At 51.6% G+C, this 21,117-nt stretch carries 19 protein-coding genes; 15 read left to right on the forward strand and 4 right to left on the reverse strand.

All coding sequences use genetic code 11. The features are described 5' to 3' along the window. Positions 1 to 5: 5 nt before the first annotated feature. The 3 genes from asd to rsgA all read right to left on the reverse strand — a co-directional run bounded on the left by asd (position 6) and on the right by rsgA (position 2,894). Positions 6 to 866, reverse strand: coding sequence for an archaetidylserine decarboxylase (gene asd, locus ABD836_RS14220; protein ID WP_344937117.1), 861 nt, complete (start codon positions 864 to 866; stop codon positions 6 to 8). Positions 867 to 890: 24 nt separating this feature from the next. Beyond that, positions 891 to 1,736, reverse strand: coding sequence for a sulfurtransferase (locus ABD836_RS14225; protein ID WP_344937120.1), 846 nt, complete (start codon positions 1,734 to 1,736; stop codon positions 891 to 893). Positions 1,737 to 1,880: 144 nt separating this feature from the next. Next, on the reverse strand, positions 1,881 to 2,894 hold the full coding sequence (rsgA, locus tag ABD836_RS14230; protein WP_344937122.1) for a small ribosomal subunit biogenesis GTPase RsgA: 1,014 nt from the start codon (positions 2,892 to 2,894) through the stop codon (positions 1,881 to 1,883). A gap of 179 nt (positions 2,895 to 3,073) precedes the next feature. On the opposite strand from rsgA, the gene orn reads away from it, so the two are divergent. Beyond that, complete coding sequence (gene orn / locus ABD836_RS14235; protein ID WP_344937124.1) at positions 3,074 to 3,619, forward strand: oligoribonuclease; 546 nt, start codon at positions 3,074 to 3,076, stop codon at positions 3,617 to 3,619. Between the two features lie 187 nt (positions 3,620 to 3,806). Continuing rightward, positions 3,807 to 5,627, forward strand: coding sequence for an autotransporter domain-containing protein (locus tag ABD836_RS14240; RefSeq protein WP_344937126.1), 1,821 nt, complete (start codon positions 3,807 to 3,809; stop codon positions 5,625 to 5,627). 70 nt (positions 5,628 to 5,697) lie between these two features. Here ABD836_RS14240 and queG read toward each other — a convergent pair whose 3' ends face one another. Next, the gene (queG, locus tag ABD836_RS14245; protein WP_344937129.1) at positions 5,698 to 6,768 is read right to left on the reverse strand and encodes a tRNA epoxyqueuosine(34) reductase QueG; all 1,071 of its coding nucleotides are present in this window, start codon (positions 6,766 to 6,768) and stop codon (positions 5,698 to 5,700) included. 245 nt (positions 6,769 to 7,013) lie between these two features. Here queG and ABD836_RS14250 point away from each other — a divergent pair, with 245 nt between their 5' ends. The 13 genes from ABD836_RS14250 to ABD836_RS14310 all read left to right on the forward strand — a co-directional run bounded on the left by ABD836_RS14250 (position 7,014) and on the right by ABD836_RS14310 (position 20,655). Further along, on the forward strand, positions 7,014 to 7,715 hold the full coding sequence (locus tag ABD836_RS14250) for a DUF4197 domain-containing protein (protein ID WP_344937132.1): 702 nt from the start codon (positions 7,014 to 7,016) through the stop codon (positions 7,713 to 7,715). 114 nt (positions 7,716 to 7,829) lie between these two features. Then, a complete protein-coding gene (locus ABD836_RS14255) occupies positions 7,830 to 9,374 on the forward strand; it encodes an NAD(P)H-hydrate dehydratase (protein ID WP_344937134.1) in 1,545 nt (514 codons plus the stop codon). Beyond that, positions 9,358 to 9,822, forward strand: a complete 465-nt coding sequence (tsaE, locus tag ABD836_RS14260) for a tRNA (adenosine(37)-N6)-threonylcarbamoyltransferase complex ATPase subunit type 1 TsaE (RefSeq protein ID WP_344937136.1) — start codon at positions 9,358 to 9,360, stop codon at positions 9,820 to 9,822. Before ABD836_RS14255 ends, tsaE begins: the two co-directional genes overlap by 17 nt. Beyond that, positions 9,809 to 11,143 (forward strand): N-acetylmuramoyl-L-alanine amidase, encoded by a 1,335-nt coding sequence (locus ABD836_RS14265; protein WP_344937139.1) that lies wholly within the window; start codon positions 9,809 to 9,811, stop codon positions 11,141 to 11,143. The genes tsaE and ABD836_RS14265 overlap by 14 nt, the downstream gene beginning before the upstream one ends. Then, positions 11,143 to 12,996: a DNA mismatch repair endonuclease MutL gene (gene mutL, locus ABD836_RS14270; protein ID WP_344937142.1), complete on the forward strand. Its 1,854-nt coding sequence runs from the start codon at positions 11,143 to 11,145 to the stop codon at positions 12,994 to 12,996. The genes ABD836_RS14265 and mutL overlap by 1 nt, the downstream gene beginning before the upstream one ends. A gap of 43 nt (positions 12,997 to 13,039) precedes the next feature. After that, positions 13,040 to 13,954 carry a tRNA (adenosine(37)-N6)-dimethylallyltransferase MiaA gene (gene miaA / locus ABD836_RS14275; protein WP_344937169.1) on the forward strand — a complete coding sequence of 305 codons (915 nt, stop codon included), beginning with the start codon at positions 13,040 to 13,042 and terminating at the stop codon, positions 13,952 to 13,954. 119 nt (positions 13,955 to 14,073) lie between these two features. Then, a complete protein-coding gene (gene hfq / locus ABD836_RS14280; RefSeq protein ID WP_008250581.1) occupies positions 14,074 to 14,331 on the forward strand; it encodes an RNA chaperone Hfq in 258 nt (85 codons plus the stop codon). Between the two features lie 32 nt (positions 14,332 to 14,363). After that, positions 14,364 to 15,680 carry a ribosome rescue GTPase HflX gene (gene hflX / locus ABD836_RS14285; protein WP_344937146.1) on the forward strand — a complete coding sequence of 439 codons (1,317 nt, stop codon included), beginning with the start codon at positions 14,364 to 14,366 and terminating at the stop codon, positions 15,678 to 15,680. A gap of 106 nt (positions 15,681 to 15,786) precedes the next feature. Continuing rightward, the gene (hflK, locus tag ABD836_RS14290) at positions 15,787 to 16,923 is read left to right on the forward strand and encodes an FtsH protease activity modulator HflK (RefSeq protein WP_344937148.1); all 1,137 of its coding nucleotides are present in this window, start codon (positions 15,787 to 15,789) and stop codon (positions 16,921 to 16,923) included. Between the two features lies 1 nt (position 16,924). Next, positions 16,925 to 17,797, forward strand: coding sequence for a protease modulator HflC (hflC, locus tag ABD836_RS14295; RefSeq protein ID WP_344937150.1), 873 nt, complete (start codon positions 16,925 to 16,927; stop codon positions 17,795 to 17,797). A gap of 122 nt (positions 17,798 to 17,919) precedes the next feature. After that, the gene (locus tag ABD836_RS14300; protein ID WP_344937152.1) at positions 17,920 to 18,105 is read left to right on the forward strand and encodes a DUF2065 domain-containing protein; all 186 of its coding nucleotides are present in this window, start codon (positions 17,920 to 17,922) and stop codon (positions 18,103 to 18,105) included. Positions 18,106 to 18,140: 35 nt separating this feature from the next. Next, positions 18,141 to 19,307 (forward strand): ATP phosphoribosyltransferase regulatory subunit, encoded by a 1,167-nt coding sequence (locus ABD836_RS14305; RefSeq protein WP_344937154.1) that lies wholly within the window; start codon positions 18,141 to 18,143, stop codon positions 19,305 to 19,307. A gap of 55 nt (positions 19,308 to 19,362) precedes the next feature. Continuing rightward, positions 19,363 to 20,655, forward strand: coding sequence for an adenylosuccinate synthase (locus ABD836_RS14310; protein WP_344937156.1), 1,293 nt, complete (start codon positions 19,363 to 19,365; stop codon positions 20,653 to 20,655). Positions 20,656 to 21,117: the final 462 nt, after the last annotated feature.

The raw sequence follows: 21,117 nt of genomic DNA on the forward strand, positions 1-21,117 counted from the left end.
TTGCGTCAGGCGTCAGGCCTCAGCGTGCCAAGTACTTCTCCGAGGCGTGTTGGCGTAGTTGCTGCAAATTTCTCTGCCCACTCTGCGCGATCTTTGGCAAATAACACTATCGCAGTAGAGCCGAGTTTGAATCTGCCCATTTCAGCGCCTTTTTCGAGGTGTATCTCTCTCGCGCCCTTGCGATAGTCTGTGGTTTTTATACCGCTGGGTGGCGGTGCAATTTGGCCGTCCCAGACGGTTTCAATGCCTGCCACAATGAGCGCGCCAACTAAAATAACGGCCATAGGGCCTGCTTCGGTATCAAATAAACAGACCGCGCGCTCATTGCGTGCAAATAAGCCCTGCACATTCTCCGCCGTGGTGGTATTCACTGAGAACAGTGCGCCGGGTACATAGCTCATTGATTGCAGTGTGCCGGCTAATGGCATGTGCACGCGGTGGTAGTCGCGGGGCGATAAGTACACGGTGGCAAAGCTGCCGCCGGCAAATAATGCCGCGGCCTCGCGATCGCCACCGAGTAATTGCAGCAGGCTGTAATCTTGGCCTTTGGCTTGAAAAATCCGCCCGTCAATAATTTTGCCAAGCTGGCTGATGGCACCATCGGCTGGACAGGCAATGTCCTGAGGCCCGGGCGCAATTGGGCGAGCATTGTCTTTTAATGCCCGCGTAAAAAAGGCGTTAAAGTTTTTGTAGTTGCGATAATCTGGATCCGCAGCTTCGCTCATATCAACCTGGTATTGGCTTATAAAGCGGCTAATAAGCAGATCTTTTAACCAAGGTACTTCGGTCTCTGCCAACTTGCCAACGAGACGAGATAGTAAGTGCTGCGGAAGCAGATACTGCATAATAATAAACGCGATGTTCACACAGTGTTCCTTTTAAAAGTCTATTTACGGTTGTTGGTCGCTGGCTCTGGGAGTGCTGCCAAGTTCGATAGGTGTGTCCTCGCGGTTGCCCCATTCACCCCAGGAGCCGTGATAGCCTTTGATGTGTGGATAGCCCAGAATTTTCATCAATAGATAACTGAGACCCGAGCGGTGGTGGGTTTGGCAATGGGTAATGATGGTTTTGTCAGCACTGAGCCCTATGTGATCGAGTCGAGCCTGTAGGGCACTGAGATTTTTCAGGCGCATATCATTGCCGTTGTCGATCAACTCCAGCCAATCTAGGTTAACGGCGCCGGGGATGTGACCGCCGCGCTGAGCAAGGACTTTTTCGCCCCGGTATTCCTCTGGCGAACGGGCGTCCCAAATCCCCAATTGGCTGTTGCCTAAGAGATTAATAAAGTCTTCTATTTCGGCAATTGGCGTGCTGTCGATAGTAATATCGATTTCACTTGGGGGTGGTAGATTTGCTACATCTTCACTGGGGTGACCGCCACTCAACCAGGCCTGTAAGCCGCCGTTTAAATACGAGTAGTTGCGGTGACCAATAACGTCCAAAGTCCAAATTAAGCGACCAGCCCAGCCGCCACCTTCGTCGTCATAAACAATGACGTGTTTGTCGGCGGTCAGGCCAACCCTAGAAAAAAGCAGCTGCAGTTGATCTGGCGCAGGCATCTTCCCAACAGCGGGCTTGATGCCACACTGAAGCTCTGCGGGAGCGATGTGAACAGCGCCTGGCACATGATGTTTTGCGTAATTGTCGGCGCTGCTAGTATCTAGAATCAGCAGTTTGGGTTCATGTAGTGAGTCGGCGAGTTGGCTCGCCTCAATAAGTAATGGCCAGTCTTTCATAATGGGATTCGTGTTCGTCGATTTTTGATGGATTGTATCAGCAGGGGCCTTGATGATGCGATGTAAATAGGCCTTTTCCTGCTGGCGTGGAACGCGAGCTTGTGAAGTTGAGACAACTTTTAGAACATTTTATTCATTGCTAATCTATTGGTCAGTGGTAAGGCTGGCGATAATTTGCCGGTAGCTGCTCATGCGCTCAGGGCGAATTTGATGTTCCGCTTCGGCTGCCAATAGGGCGCAGCGCGGTTCGTGCTCGTGCTTACAGTCACGGAATCGGCATAGGCCAAGAAAGGGGCGGAACTCAATAAAGCCAGCCAATACTTTTTCACGATCCATATTCCATAAGGCAAACTCCCTTATACCCGGGGAGTCGATAAGGCTGCCGCCGTCGGGGAAATGATAGAGCCTAGCCGTGGTTGTGGTGTGACGGCCTTTGGCGGTAGCCTCAGACAGCGCGCCAATACGGGTATCAGTGCCGGGCAACAGGCTATTTACCAGCGAGGATTTACCCACCCCAGATTGACCAACGAATACGCTTATATGCTCGCGCAGGGTGTTTTTTAGCTCATCGAGACCATGCTCAGATTCGGTTGACGCGCGCGTGACGGGATAGCCAATCTCCTTGTACCGCGCGAGCATAGAGTTTAGGTAGTCACTGTTCTCGTCATTAACCAAGTCGGTTTTATTCAAAAGCAAAATAGGGCGAATGCCAATGGCCTCGGCCGCGACCAAATACCGATCAATCAGGTTGGCATGGGCGCGTGGTTCTGGGGCGATGACGATCACGATATGATCGATATTTGCAGCCACTGGCTTGAGTTTGCCGTGATTGTCTGGGCGCTGTAGCAGACTGCGCCGCTCATTGCAGGCAACTACTACACCGGTGGGCTTGCCCTCGTGCCAGGTCACGCGGTCGCCGGTGACAAGTCCCTCTACTTGGGCACGTACGTGGCAGCGTTGGCGTTGGCCACCATCGCCTTCCACTTCAACTTGCTGGCCAAAGTGGCTGACAATAAGCCCGCTTTGCTCTGGGCCGAGCTCACCTTCATTCAGTGCTTGGTCGGCGCGGCTGTCACGCTTACTGGCCCGCTCGGTGCGTTCGGCCTGAACTTTTTCTATCCGCCAGCGTTGCTGGCGGCTGAGTTTGCGTTTGGTCATAGACACGTCATTCGCGAGAGAAGCGCCATCTTAACCCATGAGCTGATATAATCGACACTGCGGCGAGATAGAGCTTGTGTATTTCTGCATGATTTCTGGCTTTGCTTGGCTACAAGCGCTGAACTGCGCGGTTTGCAAGGCATTCACTTCCCTCATTTATATATTTTAAAGGCGTCGGCATGGCTAAAGCACAGAATCTCATTTGGATTGACCTCGAAATGACCGGTTTAGACACTCTCAATGATCATATTATTGAAATCGCCACTGTGGTGACCGACAGTGATCTTAATGTGATTGCGGAAGGGCCGATGCTGGCTATACACCAGCCAGACGAAGTCTTGGCGGCTATGGATGAGTGGAATACGCGGCAACACGGCGCATCTGGGCTCGTTAAACGTGTCCAAGAAACTTGTATAACTGCTGCTGAGGCAGAACGCTTGACCCTCGCCTTTTTAGACAAGCATGTCGAAAAAGGCGCTTCGCCGATGTGTGGAAATAGTATTTGCCAAGACCGACGCTTCATGGCCAGAGAAATGCCGGCCTTGGAAGCGTTTTTCCACTATCGCAATTTAGACGTGAGTAGCGTGAAAGAATTGGCGCGGCGCTGGCGCCCGGAGCTAATGACGGGGCTTAAAAAATCCGGCACTCATCTTGCGTTAGATGATATTCGTGATTCCATTGCTGAGCTTCAATACTACCGTGAGCACTTTATTCGCCTTTCGTAATTTACTGGCCACAAGCGGGTGTTTTATAGGTATAAACCCATATTGTTGGCGGTGATAACATAGGGTTTCCTTATTGTTTTACGGCATGTTTGCAAAATCAATTTTTTTAGGGCGTAGTAATTTTTCTGCGCGCTAGCAAAAACCGATTTGTCAGCTAGTCTGTAAATAATAATAAGGGGAAGCCTATATGAAAAAGTTAACTGCTTTGTGCGCAGCAAGCCTGCTGTGTTGCACCCAAGTTTCAGCCCAAACTTACTATGACAATCTCATTATCTTCGGTGATAGCCTGTTGGATTCCGGAACTTTTGGTGGCTTGCGTTTCACTAATCGCCTTGGCGATGGTAACGGGGATTACAGAACGGGCGACTATGCTGAAATTGCGCCGCAATACCTAGGAAACGCATTAGACTTGGCGACTGAGCCGTCGAATACGGGCGGTACAAACTACGCGGTTGGCGGTTATACCACGCAGCAAATTCTCGACACGATTACCACTGCAAATTTGACCGTTTCGCCAAAAGCTCTGGTTTTGATAGACGGCGGCGGAAATGATTTTTTACAAGGCATTGCCATGAATGAGGCAACGATTGTTGCTGCAGCCCAAAGGTTGGTTGGCGGGGTGGGAGCCTTAAATGCCGCCGGCGCGAACTATATTATGCTGAGTAATTTACCTGATTTGGGCAAGACGGCGGCCTTGCAGGCGCAAAATCTAAGCTCACCTACCGCCGCGGCTACCGCATCGGCCGGTGCTGCTGGATTTAATCAGGCAGTACAGACCTTTGCGAATTTAAGCGGTATGAATATTATTCCGGTCGATCTTGCAGGCCTAATAACGTTTGTGTCCAATAATGCCGAGTCCTATGGTTTTGCCAATGGAACTAATGCGGCCTATGGCCCCTTAGCGAACTTTGATCAACGCTATATGTGTTTTGACGACGGTGTAGCTCCCGGCGGCGCAAACCCCGGTTGTGTGGAGCATCCGGTATACGGCATTGACGGCACCAATCCAAATCCAGATAAATTATTGTTTAATGATGGGGTGCACCCCACCGGCCGGGTTGGCGAAATTACAGGTGATTATTTGATCGATGTGGTTCTTGCGCCTCAGGCTATTGGTCAGTTGCCTAGCTTAGGGTTGGGTATTGCTCGGACTCAGCAGCAAAGCTTGGTGCAGGTCATGCGCGAAAACCGCTGGTTAGCCGAGGGTGACCGCTTGTTTATTAGTGCGAGTGGCGCTGGCGGTGATGAGCCCAGCGGCGGTGATCAAGAGTCTCGTCATTTAACGCTTGGTTTAAGTCGCTCGGTCTCGCCTGGTTTGAGCTTGGGCGCCGCGATAAGCATGGCTGATCACGAGCTCAATACCGATCGCAGTGAATTTGCTGCGACCAGCGTTGGTGTAAGTGGTCTTGTAAATTATCGTGAGGATCGTTGGTTGGTTGAGGCGAGTGTTGGCTTGAATGTGGTCGACTACAGTGATGTCGATCGTAAGTTCAGCCTTGGTGGTCAGACTATAACGGCTAGCGGCGGTACCGATGGTCACGGCTGGCATTTAGATGGTCAGCTGGCGTACAACGTGCTGTCTTCACAAACAATGAGCTTAGCACCCGCGATTGGTGCACGTTGGTTAAATAGCAAGGTCGATGGTTTTACCGAATCAGGTGGCGAGGTGTCGAATTATCAGTGGGGTGAGCAGAGCCGGGCTAGCGCCCAATTGCGTCTGGGTATGCTTGCCAATGTCGCGGTGAGTGAAAGCTTTAGTGTCTATGCTGAGGCCTTTGCGGTATCAGAGGAAAAAAACGCTGATGAAACCATTGAAGTTCGCAATACCAGCTTGGGTTATACGAGCTATCGTTTACCGAGTTATGTAAATGACGGTGACAGTTTTGCTGATGTGAGTCTTGGTGCTGCGCTGAGTATTGAAAAGGCGCGAGTGGCTTTGAACCTGAATTACAACGATGAAGGTGAGGGGCGCGAGAGTGTGATGTTGAATTACTCGCGGCCGTTTTAGCTGCTGAACGCTTGATGGGAGGCGAAAGGCGCTAAGACAGCGCCGAGGTCTGATGAAATTGCAGCGCTGATTATCGCGCTGCTTTTTTTTGTAGCTGCGTTAACGCCCAATCGATGTGCTCAAGCGCTATGCTCTCTGCATTTGGTCTCTGCTGCTCAAGGGCGTTAATTGCAGCCTTGCTAGCAGGAGCGTTTCCTAATCCTACCGCTAGGTTACGTAGCCAGCGCTGGTAACCTATGCGGCGAATGGCAGACCCTTCGGTATTTTTTAAAAACGTTTGTTCGTCCCATAAGAACAATTCTATTAAATCGCTATTGTCGAGTTGGTGCCGAGGTGAAAAGTCGGCTTCGCTGGTGGTTTCCGCAAATTTATTCCATGGGCAAACCAGTTGGCAGTCATCGCAGCCGAACACGCGGTTGCCCATTAGTGGCCGCAATTCCTCTGGAATACTGGTCTTTAATTCAATGGTTAAGTAAGAGATGCAGCGCCTGGCATCGACTTGGTAGGGCGCTACAATTGCGCCGGTAGGGCAGTCGTCGAGACAGGCGCGGCAGCTGCCGCAGTGACCGGTTTCTTGTGGTGGGTCTACTGGCAGCGGCAAATCGGTGTAAATTTCTCCTAAGAAAAACCATGACCCCGCTTTGCTATTAATTAGCATGCTGTTTTTACCAATCCAGCCTAACCCAGCTTGTTCGGCAAAACCCCGTTCCAGTACTGGCGCGCTGTCGACAAAGGCGCGGTGATGGCCGCCAGCGATGCCGCTTATTTTTTCAGCGAGTTGGCTAAGGCGTTTACGAATGAGTTTGTGGTAGTCGCGACCTAGGGCATAGCGAGAGATGTAGGCTTTTTTGGGATCGTCGAGTACCGCTGCCATATTTTCGGCGTTGGGCAGGTAATCCAGGCGGGCGCTGATGACGCGTATTGTGCCGGCGTGTAACTCATCTGGTGCAGCGCGCAGACCTTCGCGCTCAGCCATATAACCCATGTCGCCATGGTATTGTTTGTCGAGCCACTCGCGCAGGCGTTGGGCGTGTGCTGCATTACTAGCAGGACTAATGCCAATATGAGCAAAACCGAATTCTAGGCCCCAGTCTTTAATGTGTTGCGCTAGTTGACCGAGGTCGGCGGAGGTTGGTGTCATTAAACTGCCCGTGTTTGTTTGCGCACTGTGGTTTGGGGTATTTTACACGCTAGCTGAGGCAGTGTATGTCGTCACCATTGATAGTGTACGCTATAGGTCTAAGGTGCACGGTTCATCGGTATTTCCGCCGTTGTTATTATTTGTGTTTGCGCGTCGAATAGCTACTTCTGGGTGTTGAAGTTCGTGCTAGAATGCGCCGCCGGTTCGGCATTCCCTTAGTAGCTTCACTATCAGGTATTTTCTAATTGCGTGTAATTGCCCTTGTGTTGGTAATGCTCCTGACGTCTGGCTGTGCGTCGATGTTCGATAATATGTCCTTAACTGCTCAAACTAAATTTCAGCAAATGCTGGCTAATAAATTTGCTCAGAAGCTGATCGCAGGTATTGACCTAGTGGTAGGGCAGTTGGCGGTTAAGGGCGGCTTTTTAGATGATCCCTTGGTGCGTATTCTGCTGCCGCCGCCGCTGGGTTTGGTGATTGATGTAGCGCGGGATTTTAATGACAACCCCCAAGCTGCATTGCTCGAGACCTTGATGAACCGAGCCGCGGAAAATGCGATCCCGGTGGCTGGGCCAATCCTAAAAAACATGGTTGCCAATATGGATGCCGATACCTTGCAAAGACTTTTACATTCTCCGCGTAGCGCCGCGACTGAGTTGCTAATGGCTGAAGGCGGTGCGGCAATTAAGCAGGCGCTGTTGCCCGCAGTAAGTCAAAGCTTGCAGGCCGATGGTGCTATAAGTTTGTACGGTGATTTGCTGAAAACCCAGCACAACACTGCTCTTCAGCCAGATGCCGACGCCAATACTACTGCGCCGCATGTGGCTAAGGATCAGTTGGCAGAGTACGTGGCGCATCAGGCTGTCGGTGGTCTATTCACAAAGGTGGCGTCGCAGGAACTCGCAATTCGTGATTCCTTGAGTAGCATTGGCGCAGGCTCGTTCTAGTCTCGATTTGGTGGTGGTCACTAGAGTATGTCGGGCGGGCTAGTCGGGTAATATTGCCCGTGCTGGTTTGCGCGTTATGATAGGACGATATTTATACATCCGAGACGTCAGAATATGTCGCTGCCACCACCATCCTTAAGCACGGCCATTGCTGTAGATCAAGTTTTATATACCGCTGCGCAGGTTCGGGAGTTAGACCGTTTGGCTATCGCCAGTGGTATTGCCGGTTTCGAGTTGATGAGGCGTGCAGGGCAGACGGCTTTTGACTGCGTGCAGCAGCGCTGGCCAGATCACTCGCCCCTTGAGGTGTTTTGCGGTGGCGGTAACAACGGCGGTGATGGCTATGTGGTTGCGGCCTTGGCCGCAGAGGCCGGGCTCCCTGTTCGAGTATGGGCGCTGGCTTCGCCAGAATTGCTTAGCGGCGATGCCGCGCTCGCGGCTCAATGGGCGCGAGGCGCGGGGGTGGCAATTTTGCCGTGGCAAGGTGAGCGGCCTGAGCCTGGTAGCGTTGTAGTTGATGCCATGCTCGGCATAGGTTTACAAGGCGAGGTTCGTGAGCATTATGCGGCCGCAATTCTGGCTGTTAATAGCTCGGCGGTACCGGTGTTGGCGATTGATATACCCTCCGGCCTTTGCAGTGATAGTGGCCGGATTTTGGGAATTACGATTAAGGCGGATGAAACGCTGAGCTTTATCGGTTTAAAGCGTGGCCTATTTACTTTGGATGCCCTTGAGTGTGTGGGAGTCCTTCATTTTGCCAGTTTAGCGATTCCCCGAGCTATATATGGCCAGTTGGCGGAAGAGCAGTTAGGTGGCGCTGTGGGCCATTTAAGCGTCGGAGCGATGCTGGCGGCGTGGGGGGCTCGACCCCGCAATGCCCATAAGGGCGTAGCGGGTCATGTTCTGGTGGTGGGAGGTGATTACGGTATGGCTGGGGCGGCGCTGTTGGCGGCTAGTGCGGCTGCGCGCAGCGGTGCGGGTTTGGTGTCTTGTGCTACGCGGCCGGAGCACGTCGCAGCATTGCTTGCCGCGCGACCAGAGTTAATGGCGCATGGCGTGAATACGGCGCAAGATTTACAGTCTCTCTTAATTAGGGCAACGGTGGTTGTGATCGGTCCGGGCTTAGGTCAGCAAGCCTGGGGACGAGAAATGTTGGCGGCGGCATTGGCCGCCAACAAGCCCATGCTTTTTGATGCCGATGCTTTAAATATTATTGCGAGTGAACCGCAGCTCCTGCTTTCTCATCGTGGGCCACGTATACTCACACCTCATCCAGGTGAGGCTGCGAGATTGATGGCGTGCAGCACCGCGGCTCTGCAGGCCGATCGCTTTGCGGCCGCTACAGTGATGGCTGATCGTTTTACTGCGAGCGTTCTGTTAAAGGGCAGCGGTACAGTCATCGCGGCAGACTCCAGTTTGTATTTGTGCAGTGGCGGTAACCCCGGTATGGCGAGCGGCGGTATGGGTGATGTGTTATCTGGTGTTATTGGTGCATTTGTGGCCCAAGGCTTGTCGCCAGAGCGAGCCGTGTGTCTGGGCGCCTGTGTGCACGCAGAAGCGGCAGATATTGCCGCTCGGGCGGGCGAACGCGGTATGTTAGCGAGTGATGTAATTGAGCAATTGCGGAGTGTAATAAACGGGTATGCAGCGTTATCTTGATGGCGAAGTCGATACCGTCGCCGCGGGCGAGTTGCTGGGCAGCGCCTTGCGGGGCGGCGCAGTGGTATATCTTGGCGGCCATCTTGGTGCTGGTAAAACCACTTTCTGTCGCGGCGTACTGCAGTCATTTGGGCATGCTGGCGCTGTAAAGAGCCCAACTTACACCATTGTTGAACCCTACCAGGCTGGCGGGGTCAATGTGTATCACTTTGACCTGTATCGCTTAGGTGACCCCGAAGAGCTGGAATATATGGGTATTCGTGATTATTTTGACAATGATGCGGTTTGTTTGGTCGAGTGGCCAGAGCGCGGCGTAGGTGTTTTGCCATTGGCCGATATAATGGTTAGCATTGAAGCACAGGGAACCGGTCGCCTTCTTGCCGCGCGCAGCGCAACGCCGCGTGGGCAGCAAATTTTGGCGCAATTGAGCAAATATGAAACGGATTAACAGTGTTGTCCTGACTTGCCTACTTTGTTTCGCCGCTGCGGTGCAGGCGGCTGAAGTTCGCGACGTTCGATTTTGGCGGGCGCCCGACCACAGTCGCGTAGTTTTTGATTTAAGTGGGCCGGTTACCCACGAATTAATTACCCTGAGTAATCCTGATCGCCTAGTGATTGATATTCAAAACACCAAACTCGCTGCCGATACTGTAAATTTGCAGTTTGCGAACAGTCCTGTGACGGGGCTGCGTCACGCCAATAAGCCCGGCGGTGCCCTGCGAATTGTGTTTGATCTTAGTGCCGAGGTGCAGGTGCGTAGCTTTTTGCTGGCGGCCAGTGGTGATTTGCACGATCGTCTCGTTGTCGACTTTTTGGATAAGGGCGAAACCGTTGAGGCTCAAGTCATTAAGAGTGTTGAAACCAGTTCCCAGCGCGATGTCGTCATTGCGATAGACGCCGGGCACGGTGGTGAAGACCCTGGCGCGATTGGGCCGGGGCGGGTTAAAGAAAAAGATGTGGTCTTTCAGATTGCTTCGCGACTTAAAGAGCGCTTTGAGCGCAAAAAAGGCTATCGCGTAGTGATGATTCGCAACGGCGACTATTATGTGGGCTTGGCCAAGCGCCGAGACCTTGCTCGCAAAGCGCAGGCCGACTTCTTTGTGTCTATTCATGCAGATGCGTTTACGCACCCACAGGCTAATGGCAGCTCGGTGTACGCCTTGTCAAAGCGCGGTGCAACTAGCGCTTCAGCGCGTATTTTGGCCCAGCGCGAGAACGACGCCGATTTAGTGGGTGGCGTGAGTTTGTCGGACAAAGATCAAGTTTTGGCCGGGGTGCTAACCGATTTATCGATGACGGCGAGTCTTGATGCCAGTTTGAGCGTTGGCGCTCAGCTCTTGGGCGAAATGGCTAAAATTTCCCGTTTGCATAGCAAGCGTGTAGAGCAAGCCGGTTTTGCTGTACTGAAGTCACCGGATATCCCATCGCTTCTGGTTGAAACCGGTTTTATTTCTAATCCGGGCGAAGCGAATAAACTAAAAAGTAGCAGCTACCAGAGTAGTATGGCCTTGGCCATTTTTGAGGGCATTGATCGCTATTTTAGGGAAAGCCCGCCGCCGGATACCTACTTTGCTGCACTTAAACGTGGCGATATTCCTGGTGGTCAGCGTATTGCATCGAGTGCTCGTGAGTATACGATTGCCCGGGGTGACACTTTATCTGGGATTGCCCAGCGTTATAATGTGCCCCTTAGTGATCTTCAGCGCCATAACCAACTGTCGGGGAGTAGTATCCGCGTCGGTCAAAAAATTAAGATTCCCGCTTCATAATGACTAAAATTCGATTGTTAGATCCTCGCTTGGCCAACCAGATTGCCGCGGGGGAAGTAGTAGAACGTCCCGCCTCGGTAGTCAAAGAACTCCTTGAAAACAGCCTTGATGCAGGCGCCCGCCGTATTGAATTAGATATTGAAGAGGGCGGCGTTAAATTGATTCGGGTCCGTGATGACGGTGCAGGTATTGCGGAGGATGATCTGCCCTTGGCACTTAGTCGCCATGCCACCAGCAAAATCTCTGTACTGGAAGATTTGGAGTCAGTGGCCAGTCTTGGTTTTCGTGGCGAAGCGCTAGCCAGTATCAGCTCGGTATCGCGACTGTGTTTAAGTACCTCCCAAGAAGGAAGCGTTTCAGGTTGGTCGGCGCGCAGTGAAGGGCGAGATATGGAAACCGTGTTGGCGCCGGTAGGGCATCCTCGCGGAACTACGGTAGAAGTTCGGGATTTATTCTTTAATACCCCCGCGCGGCGTAAGTTTTTACGTACTGAAAAAACGGAGTTTAACCATTTGGAAGAAGTGGTTAAGCGTCAGGCTTTGAGTCGCTACGATGTTGGTTTTTCGTTGCGCCACAACGGCCGGGCTGTGCACAGTTTAAAGCCAGCCGATAGTCAGTTAGAGCAAGAGCGACGGTTGGCGGCTGTTTGTGGCCCCGCTTTTATGGAACAGGCTTTATTTATCGACCGCGAAGCCGTTGGGCTGCGGTTGTGGGGTTGGGTGGCACTGCCAAGTTTTTCCCGTAGTCAGGCTGATTTACAGCATTTTTATGTGAACGGGCGTTATGTGCGTGACCGCCTAGTGGTGCATGCCGTACGCCAGGCTTATCGCGATGTGCTCTTTCACGGTCGTCATCCCGCTTTTGTACTGTATTTGGAGTTGGCGCCCGCTGCTGTTGATGTGAACGTGCATCCGACTAAGCATGAGGTGCGTTTCCGCGATGGACGTACGGTCCACGATTTTATTTTCCGTACATTGCATAAGGTGCTCGCCGATGTGCGGCCGGATACCGTGCCTCAGCAAGCTGCTATTCCTGCAGAGGGTGCCGAGACGCTGATGGCAATGCCGCAAACCCAGTCGGCCATGCCCTTAGGTGAGGCTGGTTCTGCTGCGCCGCCGACCTCGTTTAATGCCGCCCCGAGTTCGTTTCAGCCGCAGTATGGTAGTCAATATCAGCCCCAATACACTGCGGGGGTGGCTGATCAGCAAGCAAATTATCAGCGGTTACAGGAAAATCAAAATGGTGGTGCTGAGGTTGATGCGAGCGCGCCTCCGCCGTTGGGTTATGCTCTTGCTCAATTAAAAGGAGTTTATATTCTGGCGGAAAGCCAGCAGGGCTTGGTATTGGTTGATATGCATGCCGCCCATGAACGCATTACCTATGAGCGAATGAAAAACGCTCGTGATGGTGAAGGTATTCGCAGTCAGCCCTTGCTAGTGCCGATGAATTTGGCGGTGAGTGAGCGCGAGGCGGATTGCGCTGAACAGTATGCAGCTGTTTTTGCTGAACTGGGAATGCGCATTGAGCGCGCCGCAGCCGAGTCAATTATTGTTCGGGAGCTGCCGGCTATCTTGGCGGATACGTCGGTGGAGCAGTTGGTTCGAGATGTGCTGTCTGATCTATTGGAGTTTGGCAGTACCGACCGAATTCAGGCGCATATTAATGAAATATTATCGACCATGGCCTGCCATGGCTCGGTGCGGGCTAATCGCCGCCTGACCTTGCCGGAGATGAATGGCCTGTTGCGCGATATGGAAGCGACTGAGCGCAGTGGTCAGTGTAATCATGGCCGGCCAACATGGGTGCAGGTCGGCATGGCTGAGTTGGATAAGTGGTTTCTTCGTGGCCGTTGATCCAGCGAATGGCTCAATAGCACTACCGATAGCTATTTTTTTAATGGGGCCGACAGCCGCTGGCAAAACGGATTTAGCGCTCGCGTTGAGTGAACGACTGCCCTGCGACTTAATTAGCGTTGATTCGGCACTGGTTTATCGCGGCTTGGATATTGGCAGCGCTAAACCTGACGCGGCGACCTTGGCGCGTTATCCTCATCAGTTAATTGATATTTGTGATCCCAGTGAAGTGTATTCTGCGGCGAACTTCCGTCGTGACGCGTTGGCGGCGATGGCGAAAAGTGCGGCAGCGGGTCGCATTCCGCTGCTGGTTGGCGGGACTATGTTGTATTACAAGGCCTTGCTCGAGGGCTTGGCTGATATGCCGCAGGCAGACCAGGGCGTGAGGGCGGAAATTAATAGACTCGCTGAAAGCGAAGGTTGGCCAGCCGTTCATGCACTGCTCGCGGAAGTGGACCCAAAATCGGCTGAGCGGATTCATCCTAATCACTCGCAACGCTTGTCGCGCGCGTTAGAGGTTTATCGTATTAGCGGTGTGACCATGAGTGACTGGCAGGCTCGGCAGGTGGAAGAGGTTTTGCCATACCGTGTTCGTCAGTTTGCAATTGCACCGCCAGAGCGTGGGGTTTTACATCAGCGCATTGAGCAACGGTTGCGGCAGATGTTTGCCCAAGATTTTGTTGGCGAGGTGGCTGGTCTGATGGCGCGGGGTGATTTGCATGCTAATTTGCCGGCAATTCGCGCTGTGGGCTATCGTCAGGTTTGGGAGCATTTACGTGGTGACTACTCCTTAGATGAGGCGTTTGAGCGGGCGTTGATTGCTACCCGGCAATTGGCTAAGCGCCAATTAACTTGGTTGCGTGGCTGGCCGGAATTGCAATGGCTGGAAACCGGTGGCGACATTGATTCGCAACTAAATTTCGTGTTAGAGCATTCTGGCGCTGCCGAACTGCTATAACTTAGGTATACTGCAGCCTACCCAGTCTGTTTGCGAACTTGTTGTTGGGTTTGCGATCTTATTACTGCTTATTGATACGTTTTATCAACGCCCGATTTGGGCATATAGGAGGTTACACCATGTCAAAAGGGCATACCTTACAAGACCCTTACCTGAATATTCTTCGCAAGGAGCGTATTCCGGTTTCTATCTATTTGGTTAATGGCATTAAGTTGCAGGGCCAAATTGAGTCCTTTGACCAATTTGTTGTTTTGCTAAAAAATACGGTTAGTCAAATGGTCTATAAACATGCCATTTCTACCGTGGTTCCGTCGCGTGTTGTTCGTTTGCCTATGGCGCATCCGCCAGAAGACGACGAAGAACAAGAAGACGCATAATAACGGCGATTTTGTTGATTTGAGGTTCGTCCTTGCTATTTGAAAGACCTAATTCTGGTGAACGCGCAATACTGGTGCACCTGGATTTTCACAGTGAAGACGAGCGCGAAGACTCTAATGAATTTGTGCAGCTGGTTACCTCCGCAGGTGGTGACCCAGTTGCATTTATTACCGGGTCTCGTAAACGTCCAGATGCCCGTTTATTTGTGGGTACTGGCAAGCTCGAAGAAATTCGTGAAGCACTGATCACCAATGAAGGTGAATTGGTGCTCTTCAACCATTCCTTATCACCAAGCCAAGAGCGTAATATCGAACGCGAATTACAGTGTCGTGTGCTCGATCGCACTGGCTTAATTCTCGATATCTTTGCGCAGCGCGCCCATACCCACGAAGGTAAATTGCAGGTTGAGCTCGCTCAGCTTCAGCATATGTCCACGCGTTTGGTCCGAGGTTGGACGCATTTGGAGCGGCAAAAGGGTGGTATTGGTTTGCGTGGTCCAGGTGAAAGTCAGTTGGAGACCGACCGGCGTTTACTCAGGGCGCGTATCACCGCAATTCAGTCGCGTTTGCAAAAAGTGCGGCGGCAGCGCGAGCAAGCGCGGCGTGCGCGGCGGCGAGCCGAAATTCCGGCGTTATCGCTAGTGGGTTATACCAATGCCGGTAAGTCGACGCTGTTTAATGTGCTGACAACGTCTACCGTCTATGCGGCTGATCAATTGTTTGCGACCCTGGATCCAACGGTGCGCCGTATTACGGTAGATGATGTCGGCCCGGTAATATTGGCCGATACCGTAGGTTTTATTCGTCATCTGCCGCACAAGCTGGTTGAAGCGTTTCGGGCGACATTAGAAGAAGCCGTTATTGCTGATTTGCTGATTCATGTTGTTGACTGCGCGGACCCAGAGCGCCATGACAATATGAAGCAGGTGATGAATGTCCTTACCGAGATTAATGCCGCCGATATTCCCATTCTTGAGGTTTACAATAAATTAGACCTGATTGCTGGTGAGCCGCGTATAGAGCGTGATGACCTTGGTAAACCGGTGCGGGTGTGGCTGTCGGCGAGGGATGATCAAGGGCTTGGCCTGTTTTATCAGGCGTTAAGCGAATTGCTCGGTAATGAAATTTGCGAAACCAGTATTACATTAACGGCCGGGCAGGGGCGTTTGCGCGCTCGTTTGTATAGTCTGGAAGCGGTGTTAATCGAAGACCTGAACGACGACGGTTCGCAGCGCCTAAAAATACGGTTGCCCGAGGCAGATTGGCAGCGGTTACTCGCAGCTGAAGCAATCACAGAAGCTTCGTTAGACTCGAGTCGTCCGGTTAGCATGCGGGAAGAATTCTGCTAGACTGCCCGCCGGACAGAATCGTGATGTCGTGGGGAGTTCCGCCGCAGTTAAAAGGGCTGCGGCGTTTAAAATAGCGAAACATAACGACAATTGATAGGAGAGGGCTATGGCCTGGAATGAACCGGGTGGCGGTAAAGATAATGATCCTTGGGGTGGCAATAACCAAGGACCGCCAGATTTAGATGAGGCTCTTAAAAAGTTGCAGGAGCGCTTGAACAGTCTTTTTGGCGGAAAAAAATCCGGCGGCGATAGCGGAAATGATTTTCATCTCAGTGCTGGCGCATTAGGCATTGTTGCCGTGCTTGCTGTAGTCGTTTGGGGTTTGTTTGGTTTTTATCAGGTTGATCAGCAAGAGCGCGCAGTGGTGCTGCGTCTTGGTGTTTACCATGAAACAGTGATGCCCGGTTTGCGCTGGAATCCCCCATTGGTTGACGAAGTAAATAAGATCAATGTGACTAAAGTGCGCGGTATAGCCAGCAGGGGGCAGATGCTGACAGAAGACGAGAATATCGTTGATGTTGCATTGTCTGTCCAATATACCGTTTCTAGTCCTGCTGACTTTCTGCTTAAAGTGAAAAGCCCTGAATTGAGCTTGGAACATGCATTAGAGAGTTCGCTACGCCATGTGGTTGGCAGCTCGAAAATGGACCAGGTCATTACCGAGGGTCGAGAGCAAATTGCTATTGATACTCAGCAGCGGCTTCAGGGTTACCTCGATACTTATCAAAGCGGTATTTTGGTTGCCAAAGTTAATATTGAGGATGCGCAGGCGCCCTCTCAGGTGCAGGATGCATTTGACGATGTTACTCGCGCGAAGGAAGATCGTGAGCGCTTGAAAAATGAAGCGGAAGCTTATGCTAACGGTATTATTCCTGAGGCTCGCGGTGCCGCTCAACGTCAACTTGAAGAGGCGCAAGCCTATAAAGAGCAGGTTGTTGCTAGGGCGCAAGGTGAAGCTCAGCGTTTTGTGAATCTCTATGATGAATATCGTAAAGCGCCTAGAGTAACTCGTGAGCGTTTGTACATCGATGCACTTGAGGCTATGTACAGCGATGCGACTAAAGTGATGGTCGATGTTGATGGAGGCAATAATATGATGTATTTGCCACTGGATAAATTAATGGACAAGTCTGCGGTGACCCGCCAAGCCGTGGGTACTGAGCCAGATATGCGCCAATTAACAGATAAGGTTATCGAGCAATTACGCCGAGATAGTCAAAGCTCGCGCAGGGAGGGTCGTTAACATGGGCGGACGTAATTTTACAATTGTTGTAGTGCTGCTTGGGTTTGTCGTGTTGGCCCTCAATTCGCTGTATATCGTGCGTGAAACTGAGCGTGCTGTATTGCTCAAGTTTGGTGAAGTGGTTGACCCGGATATTAGTGTGGGTCTGCACATTAAAACGCCGTTTGTGCATATGGTGCGTAAATTTGAACGTCGTGTTCTAACCTTGGATGCGCCAACTCAGCGGTTTTTAACGATAGAGAAAAAGCCGTTGGATGTGGATTTCTACGCTAAATGGAAAGTCATCGATACCCAGAAGTATTACACCGCCACCAATGGTGAGGAAGGTCGTGCCGAAGGTTTGTTGGCTCAGCGCATTAATACTGGCTTGCGGAATAAATTTGGTGAGCGCACTTTTCATGAAGTGGTGTCAGGTGAGCGAGATCTGTTGATGACGGATTTAACGCGTGACCTCAATCAGATTACGACCTCTGAATTTGGTATTCAGTTGGTCGACGTTCGCGTTAAGCGTATTGACCTGCCGTCGCAGGTGAGTCAGTCGGTATTTGATCGGATGAAATCTGAGCGTGAGCGTGAAGCCCGCGAGCACCGCTCGACTGGTCGCGAATTGGCGGAGAAAATCCGCGCTACCGCTGATCGCCAGCGCACGGTTATTGGTGCGAATGCCTACAGGGATTCGGAGATATTGCGCGGTGAAGGTGATGCCGAAGCTTCTGGTACCTACGCAAGCGCTTATAATCGTGATCCTGAGTTCTATGCCTTTTTACGCAGTCTCAGTGCTTACCAGTCCTCCTTTAGTAATAAAGGTGATTTGCTGGTGGTTGATAGCAAGAGCGAGTTTTTCCGCTACCTAAAGCAGGGCAGCGACAAGTAAACGGTCTTGTTTCGCTCCTCGCTTAGGTGGGGAGTGTGGTATGATCCACGCATCCGGGCTGAACCGAGGTCTAAACCCCTACGGGCAGCGCGGATTTTTTATGTTTGTAGCAGGCAAAGCGCATGTGGCAGGAACTGTCAGTGGCACTCAGTATGGTACTTATTATTGAAGGTGTGCTGCCATTCCTCAGTCCTGAGCGCTGGCGTTTATTAGCATACCGGATGGCGGATATGGACAGTCGATCTGTGCGTATTGCCGGTTTAGTGAGTATGGTGGCGGGGCTTATTTTATTAAGCTTGTTGCGCTAGCGTCTGATGGCTGAGAAAGAGAGCAAAAAACACGTATGACTTCGGTAGATCGTTGGTTACTCCCAGATGGTGTTGAGGAACTTTTGCCTGCGCAAGCTGCTCAGGTTGAGGCTTTGCGTCGTCAGCTTTTGGATTTGTATAAGCGCTGGGGCTACGAATTAATTATTCCACCTATGTTGGAGTACACTGAGTCCCTGTTGGTGGGCTTGGGTAGTGACATAGATTTGCTGACCTTCCGGGTTACCGATCAGCTAACGGGTCGGATGATGGGTTTGCGGGCAGACATAACACCGCAGGCGGCTCGAATAGATGCGCATAGTTTGGGCCGTGAAGGCCCGGTGCGCTTGTGCTATGCCGGAAGTGTTTTACACAGCAAGCCAAAGCAGCCCCTGGCTTCGCGTTCGCCGATTCAGCTTGGCGCAGAATTGTATGGTGATAATAGTCCGGCAAGTGATTTAGAAATCATTTGCTTAATGCTAGAAACGCTGCGAGTTGCCGGCTTAGATGGCATTACCTTGGATACCGGTCATGTTGGTATCTATCGTGCGGTTGTGAAGGCGGCGGGCTTAAGTGCCGAGCAAGAGGCGAGTTATTTCGATATCTTGCAGCGCAAAGCAAAAACTGAATTGAAATTATTTGTTGCGGCATTGCCTGTTTCGGTAAATGTTGCCAAGCAATTGTTAGAATTGAATGAATTGCACGGTGGTGAAGATGTGCTGGCGCGGGGGCGTGAATTATTCGCCGATATCCCTGATGCCATTGCGGCCATCTCGAGCCTAGAAGTATTGACGCAAGCCTTGGCGCTGCGCATTGACGATATTAAGTTTTACTTTGATTTAGCTGAATTGCGCGGGCTTCACTACCACACTGGTGTGGTGTTCTCGGCGTTGGTTCGTGAGCACGGTCATGCATTGGCTTTGGGTGGTCGTTACGACGATATCGGCGTGTTATTTGGTCGCGCTCGTCCGGCTACGGGATTCAGTGTTGACCTTAAAGCCTTGTTGGAATTATTGTCGCCGGTTGCAGAGCCGTCGGCAGTGTTTGCACCCTATGATCAGGATCCAGAGCAATGGCTGTTTGTGCAGTCGTTGCGCGATGCTGGTGAGCGGGTGATTTGCGGTCTGCCGGGTCAAAATGTCGATGCGACATGTGACCGATTGGTTGGGAAGCAAGATGGACAATGGTGCCTTACACCATTATGAGTTTAGGCCGACGTATTGTGGGTCAGTTGACTAACCTTTATCCAGAGAAGCGGATATGAGCAAGAATGTAGTGGTGCTAGGCACCCAGTGGGGCGACGAGGGCAAGGGTAAAATCGTCGATTTGCTTACCGACCAGGCGGCAGCTGTCGCGCGGTTTCAAGGCGGCCATAATGCTGGTCATACCTTGGTTATCGGTGGTGAAAAGACCGTATTACACCTAATTCCGTCAGGTATCCTGCGCGAAGGTGTTACCTGCCTTATTGGCAATGGTGTGGTATTGGCGCCAGATGCTCTATTAAAAGAGATGGCTGAGCTTGAAGATAAAGGTGTGCCGGTGCGTGAGCGTCTGCGCCTTAGTCCCGCTTGCCCGTTAATCCTGCCTTACCATGTTGCTCTTGATGTGGCGCGTGAGGCGGCGCGTGGTGAAGCGAAAATCGGCACGACCGGGCGTGGCATTGGTCCAGCCTATGAGGATAAAGTTGCCCGTCGCGGACTGCGCCTTGGTGACCTATATAATGCCGAGCGCTTTGCTGTGAAGCTAAAAGAAGTGATGGAATATCATAACTTTATGCTGACGGAATACTACAAAGTACCGGCGGTTGATTACCAGAAGACTCTTGATGATGCGCTGCGCATGGCCGAAGAAATGCGGTCAATGGTGACTGATGTAACGAGTGCTTTACATAAGTACCGGGCAGAGGGTGCCAATATATTGTTTGAGGGTGCGCAAGGCTCGCTGTTAGATATTGATCACGGTACCTATCCCTATGTAACCTCGTCGAATACTACTGCTGGTGGTACGGCGACGGGGAGTGGCTTTGGTCCGCTTTATTTGGATTACGTTCTGGGTATTACCAAGGCGTATACCACGCGTGTTGGTAGTGGTCCTTTCCCAACCGAGCTATTTGACGATACCGGTGCTTATTTGGCGAAGAAGGGTCACGAGTTTGGTGCGACTACTGGTCGGCCGCGTCGCTGTGGCTGGTTTGATGGTGTGGCCTTGCGCCAGGCCGTGCGCATTAATAGTGTGACGGGTCTGTGTTTGACCAAACTGGATGTGCTGGATGGGCTAGAAACCATTCGTATGTGTGTAGATTATAAAAATCCGGCGGGCGAATCGATTGCGGCACCGTTTGATTGTGAAGACTATGACACTATCACGCCCATTTACGAAGATATCGCAGGTTGGCCTGAGTCTACGGTCGGCGCTAAGTCGCTCGAAGAGCTGCCGGAGGCGGCGCGAGCCTATATTCGTCGTATCGAAGAGATCGTCGGTGTGCCAATAGATATTATATCTACCGGCCCTGATCGTGTTGAGACTATTGTGTTGCGTCACCCCTTTGGCTAAATTTATTTAGTCAAAAGAAAAAGCCACCAATTCGGTGGCTTTTTTTATGCCTATAGCAAGTGTATTTATCTATACGCCGGATTGCTGAAAGGGCGCTATAGCTTTGTTGTTAGGCGTGTTTGTGCTTTTCGTCTAATGAATGACCAGTGGCAAAGGTGCAGCTTGAGTGATAAATAGGCAGATTGTTTAGAATGTAAGCGTTTTCTAAGTATTTTCAATTATTTAGCAAAGTATGTTGACTCCTAATGTGGCGTGTCTATAATGCGCCTCCTCAACTGCTGAGGCGGACTTCACCGAGGTGCGGGACGCGATTTGTTTAAGCGGTTGGGGTGGTAAGAAAGTTTAAAAAACTACTTGCTACCGAGGCTGAGATCTATATAATACGCCTCCTCGCTTAAGGACAAGAACTTAAGCGGACATCAAAGCCCCGGCGGTTTTGAGCTATTTAACAAGACGAGATTA

This window comes from Zhongshania borealis (assembly GCF_039539625.1).
Classification (GTDB): Bacteria; Pseudomonadota; Gammaproteobacteria; order Pseudomonadales; family Spongiibacteraceae; genus Spongiibacter; species Spongiibacter borealis.

What these genes read in the sequence shown, in the direction of transcription:
- mutL (WP_344937142.1), top strand. Translation starts at nt 11,143, where the DNA reads ATGACTAAAATTCGATTGTTAGATCCTCGCTTGGCCAACCAGATTGCC.
- ABD836_RS14300 (WP_344937152.1), top strand. Translation starts at nt 17,920, where the DNA reads ATGTGGCAGGAACTGTCAGTGGCACTCAGTATGGTACTTATTATTGAA.
- rsgA (WP_344937122.1), bottom strand. Translation starts at nt 2,894, where the DNA reads ATGACCAAACGCAAACTCAGCCGCCAGCAACGCTGGCGGATAGAAAAA.
- ABD836_RS14240 (WP_344937126.1), top strand. Translation starts at nt 3,807, where the DNA reads ATGAAAAAGTTAACTGCTTTGTGCGCAGCAAGCCTGCTGTGTTGCACC.
- ABD836_RS14265 (WP_344937139.1), top strand. Translation starts at nt 9,809, where the DNA reads ATGAAACGGATTAACAGTGTTGTCCTGACTTGCCTACTTTGTTTCGCC.
- hfq (WP_008250581.1), top strand. Translation starts at nt 14,074, where the DNA reads ATGTCAAAAGGGCATACCTTACAAGACCCTTACCTGAATATTCTTCGC.
- orn (WP_344937124.1), top strand. Translation starts at nt 3,074, where the DNA reads ATGGCTAAAGCACAGAATCTCATTTGGATTGACCTCGAAATGACCGGT.
- hflC (WP_344937150.1), top strand. Translation starts at nt 16,925, where the DNA reads ATGGGCGGACGTAATTTTACAATTGTTGTAGTGCTGCTTGGGTTTGTC.
- tsaE (WP_344937136.1), top strand. Translation starts at nt 9,358, where the DNA reads ATGCAGCGTTATCTTGATGGCGAAGTCGATACCGTCGCCGCGGGCGAG.
- ABD836_RS14255 (WP_344937134.1), top strand. Translation starts at nt 7,830, where the DNA reads ATGTCGCTGCCACCACCATCCTTAAGCACGGCCATTGCTGTAGATCAA.
- ABD836_RS14310 (WP_344937156.1), top strand. Translation starts at nt 19,363, where the DNA reads ATGAGCAAGAATGTAGTGGTGCTAGGCACCCAGTGGGGCGACGAGGGC.
- hflK (WP_344937148.1), top strand. Translation starts at nt 15,787, where the DNA reads ATGGCCTGGAATGAACCGGGTGGCGGTAAAGATAATGATCCTTGGGGT.
- queG (WP_344937129.1), bottom strand. Translation starts at nt 6,768, where the DNA reads ATGACACCAACCTCCGCCGACCTCGGTCAACTAGCGCAACACATTAAA.
- miaA (WP_344937169.1), top strand. Translation starts at nt 13,040, where the DNA reads ATGGGGCCGACAGCCGCTGGCAAAACGGATTTAGCGCTCGCGTTGAGT.
- ABD836_RS14305 (WP_344937154.1), top strand. Translation starts at nt 18,141, where the DNA reads ATGACTTCGGTAGATCGTTGGTTACTCCCAGATGGTGTTGAGGAACTT.
- ABD836_RS14225 (WP_344937120.1), bottom strand. Translation starts at nt 1,736, where the DNA reads ATGAAAGACTGGCCATTACTTATTGAGGCGAGCCAACTCGCCGACTCA.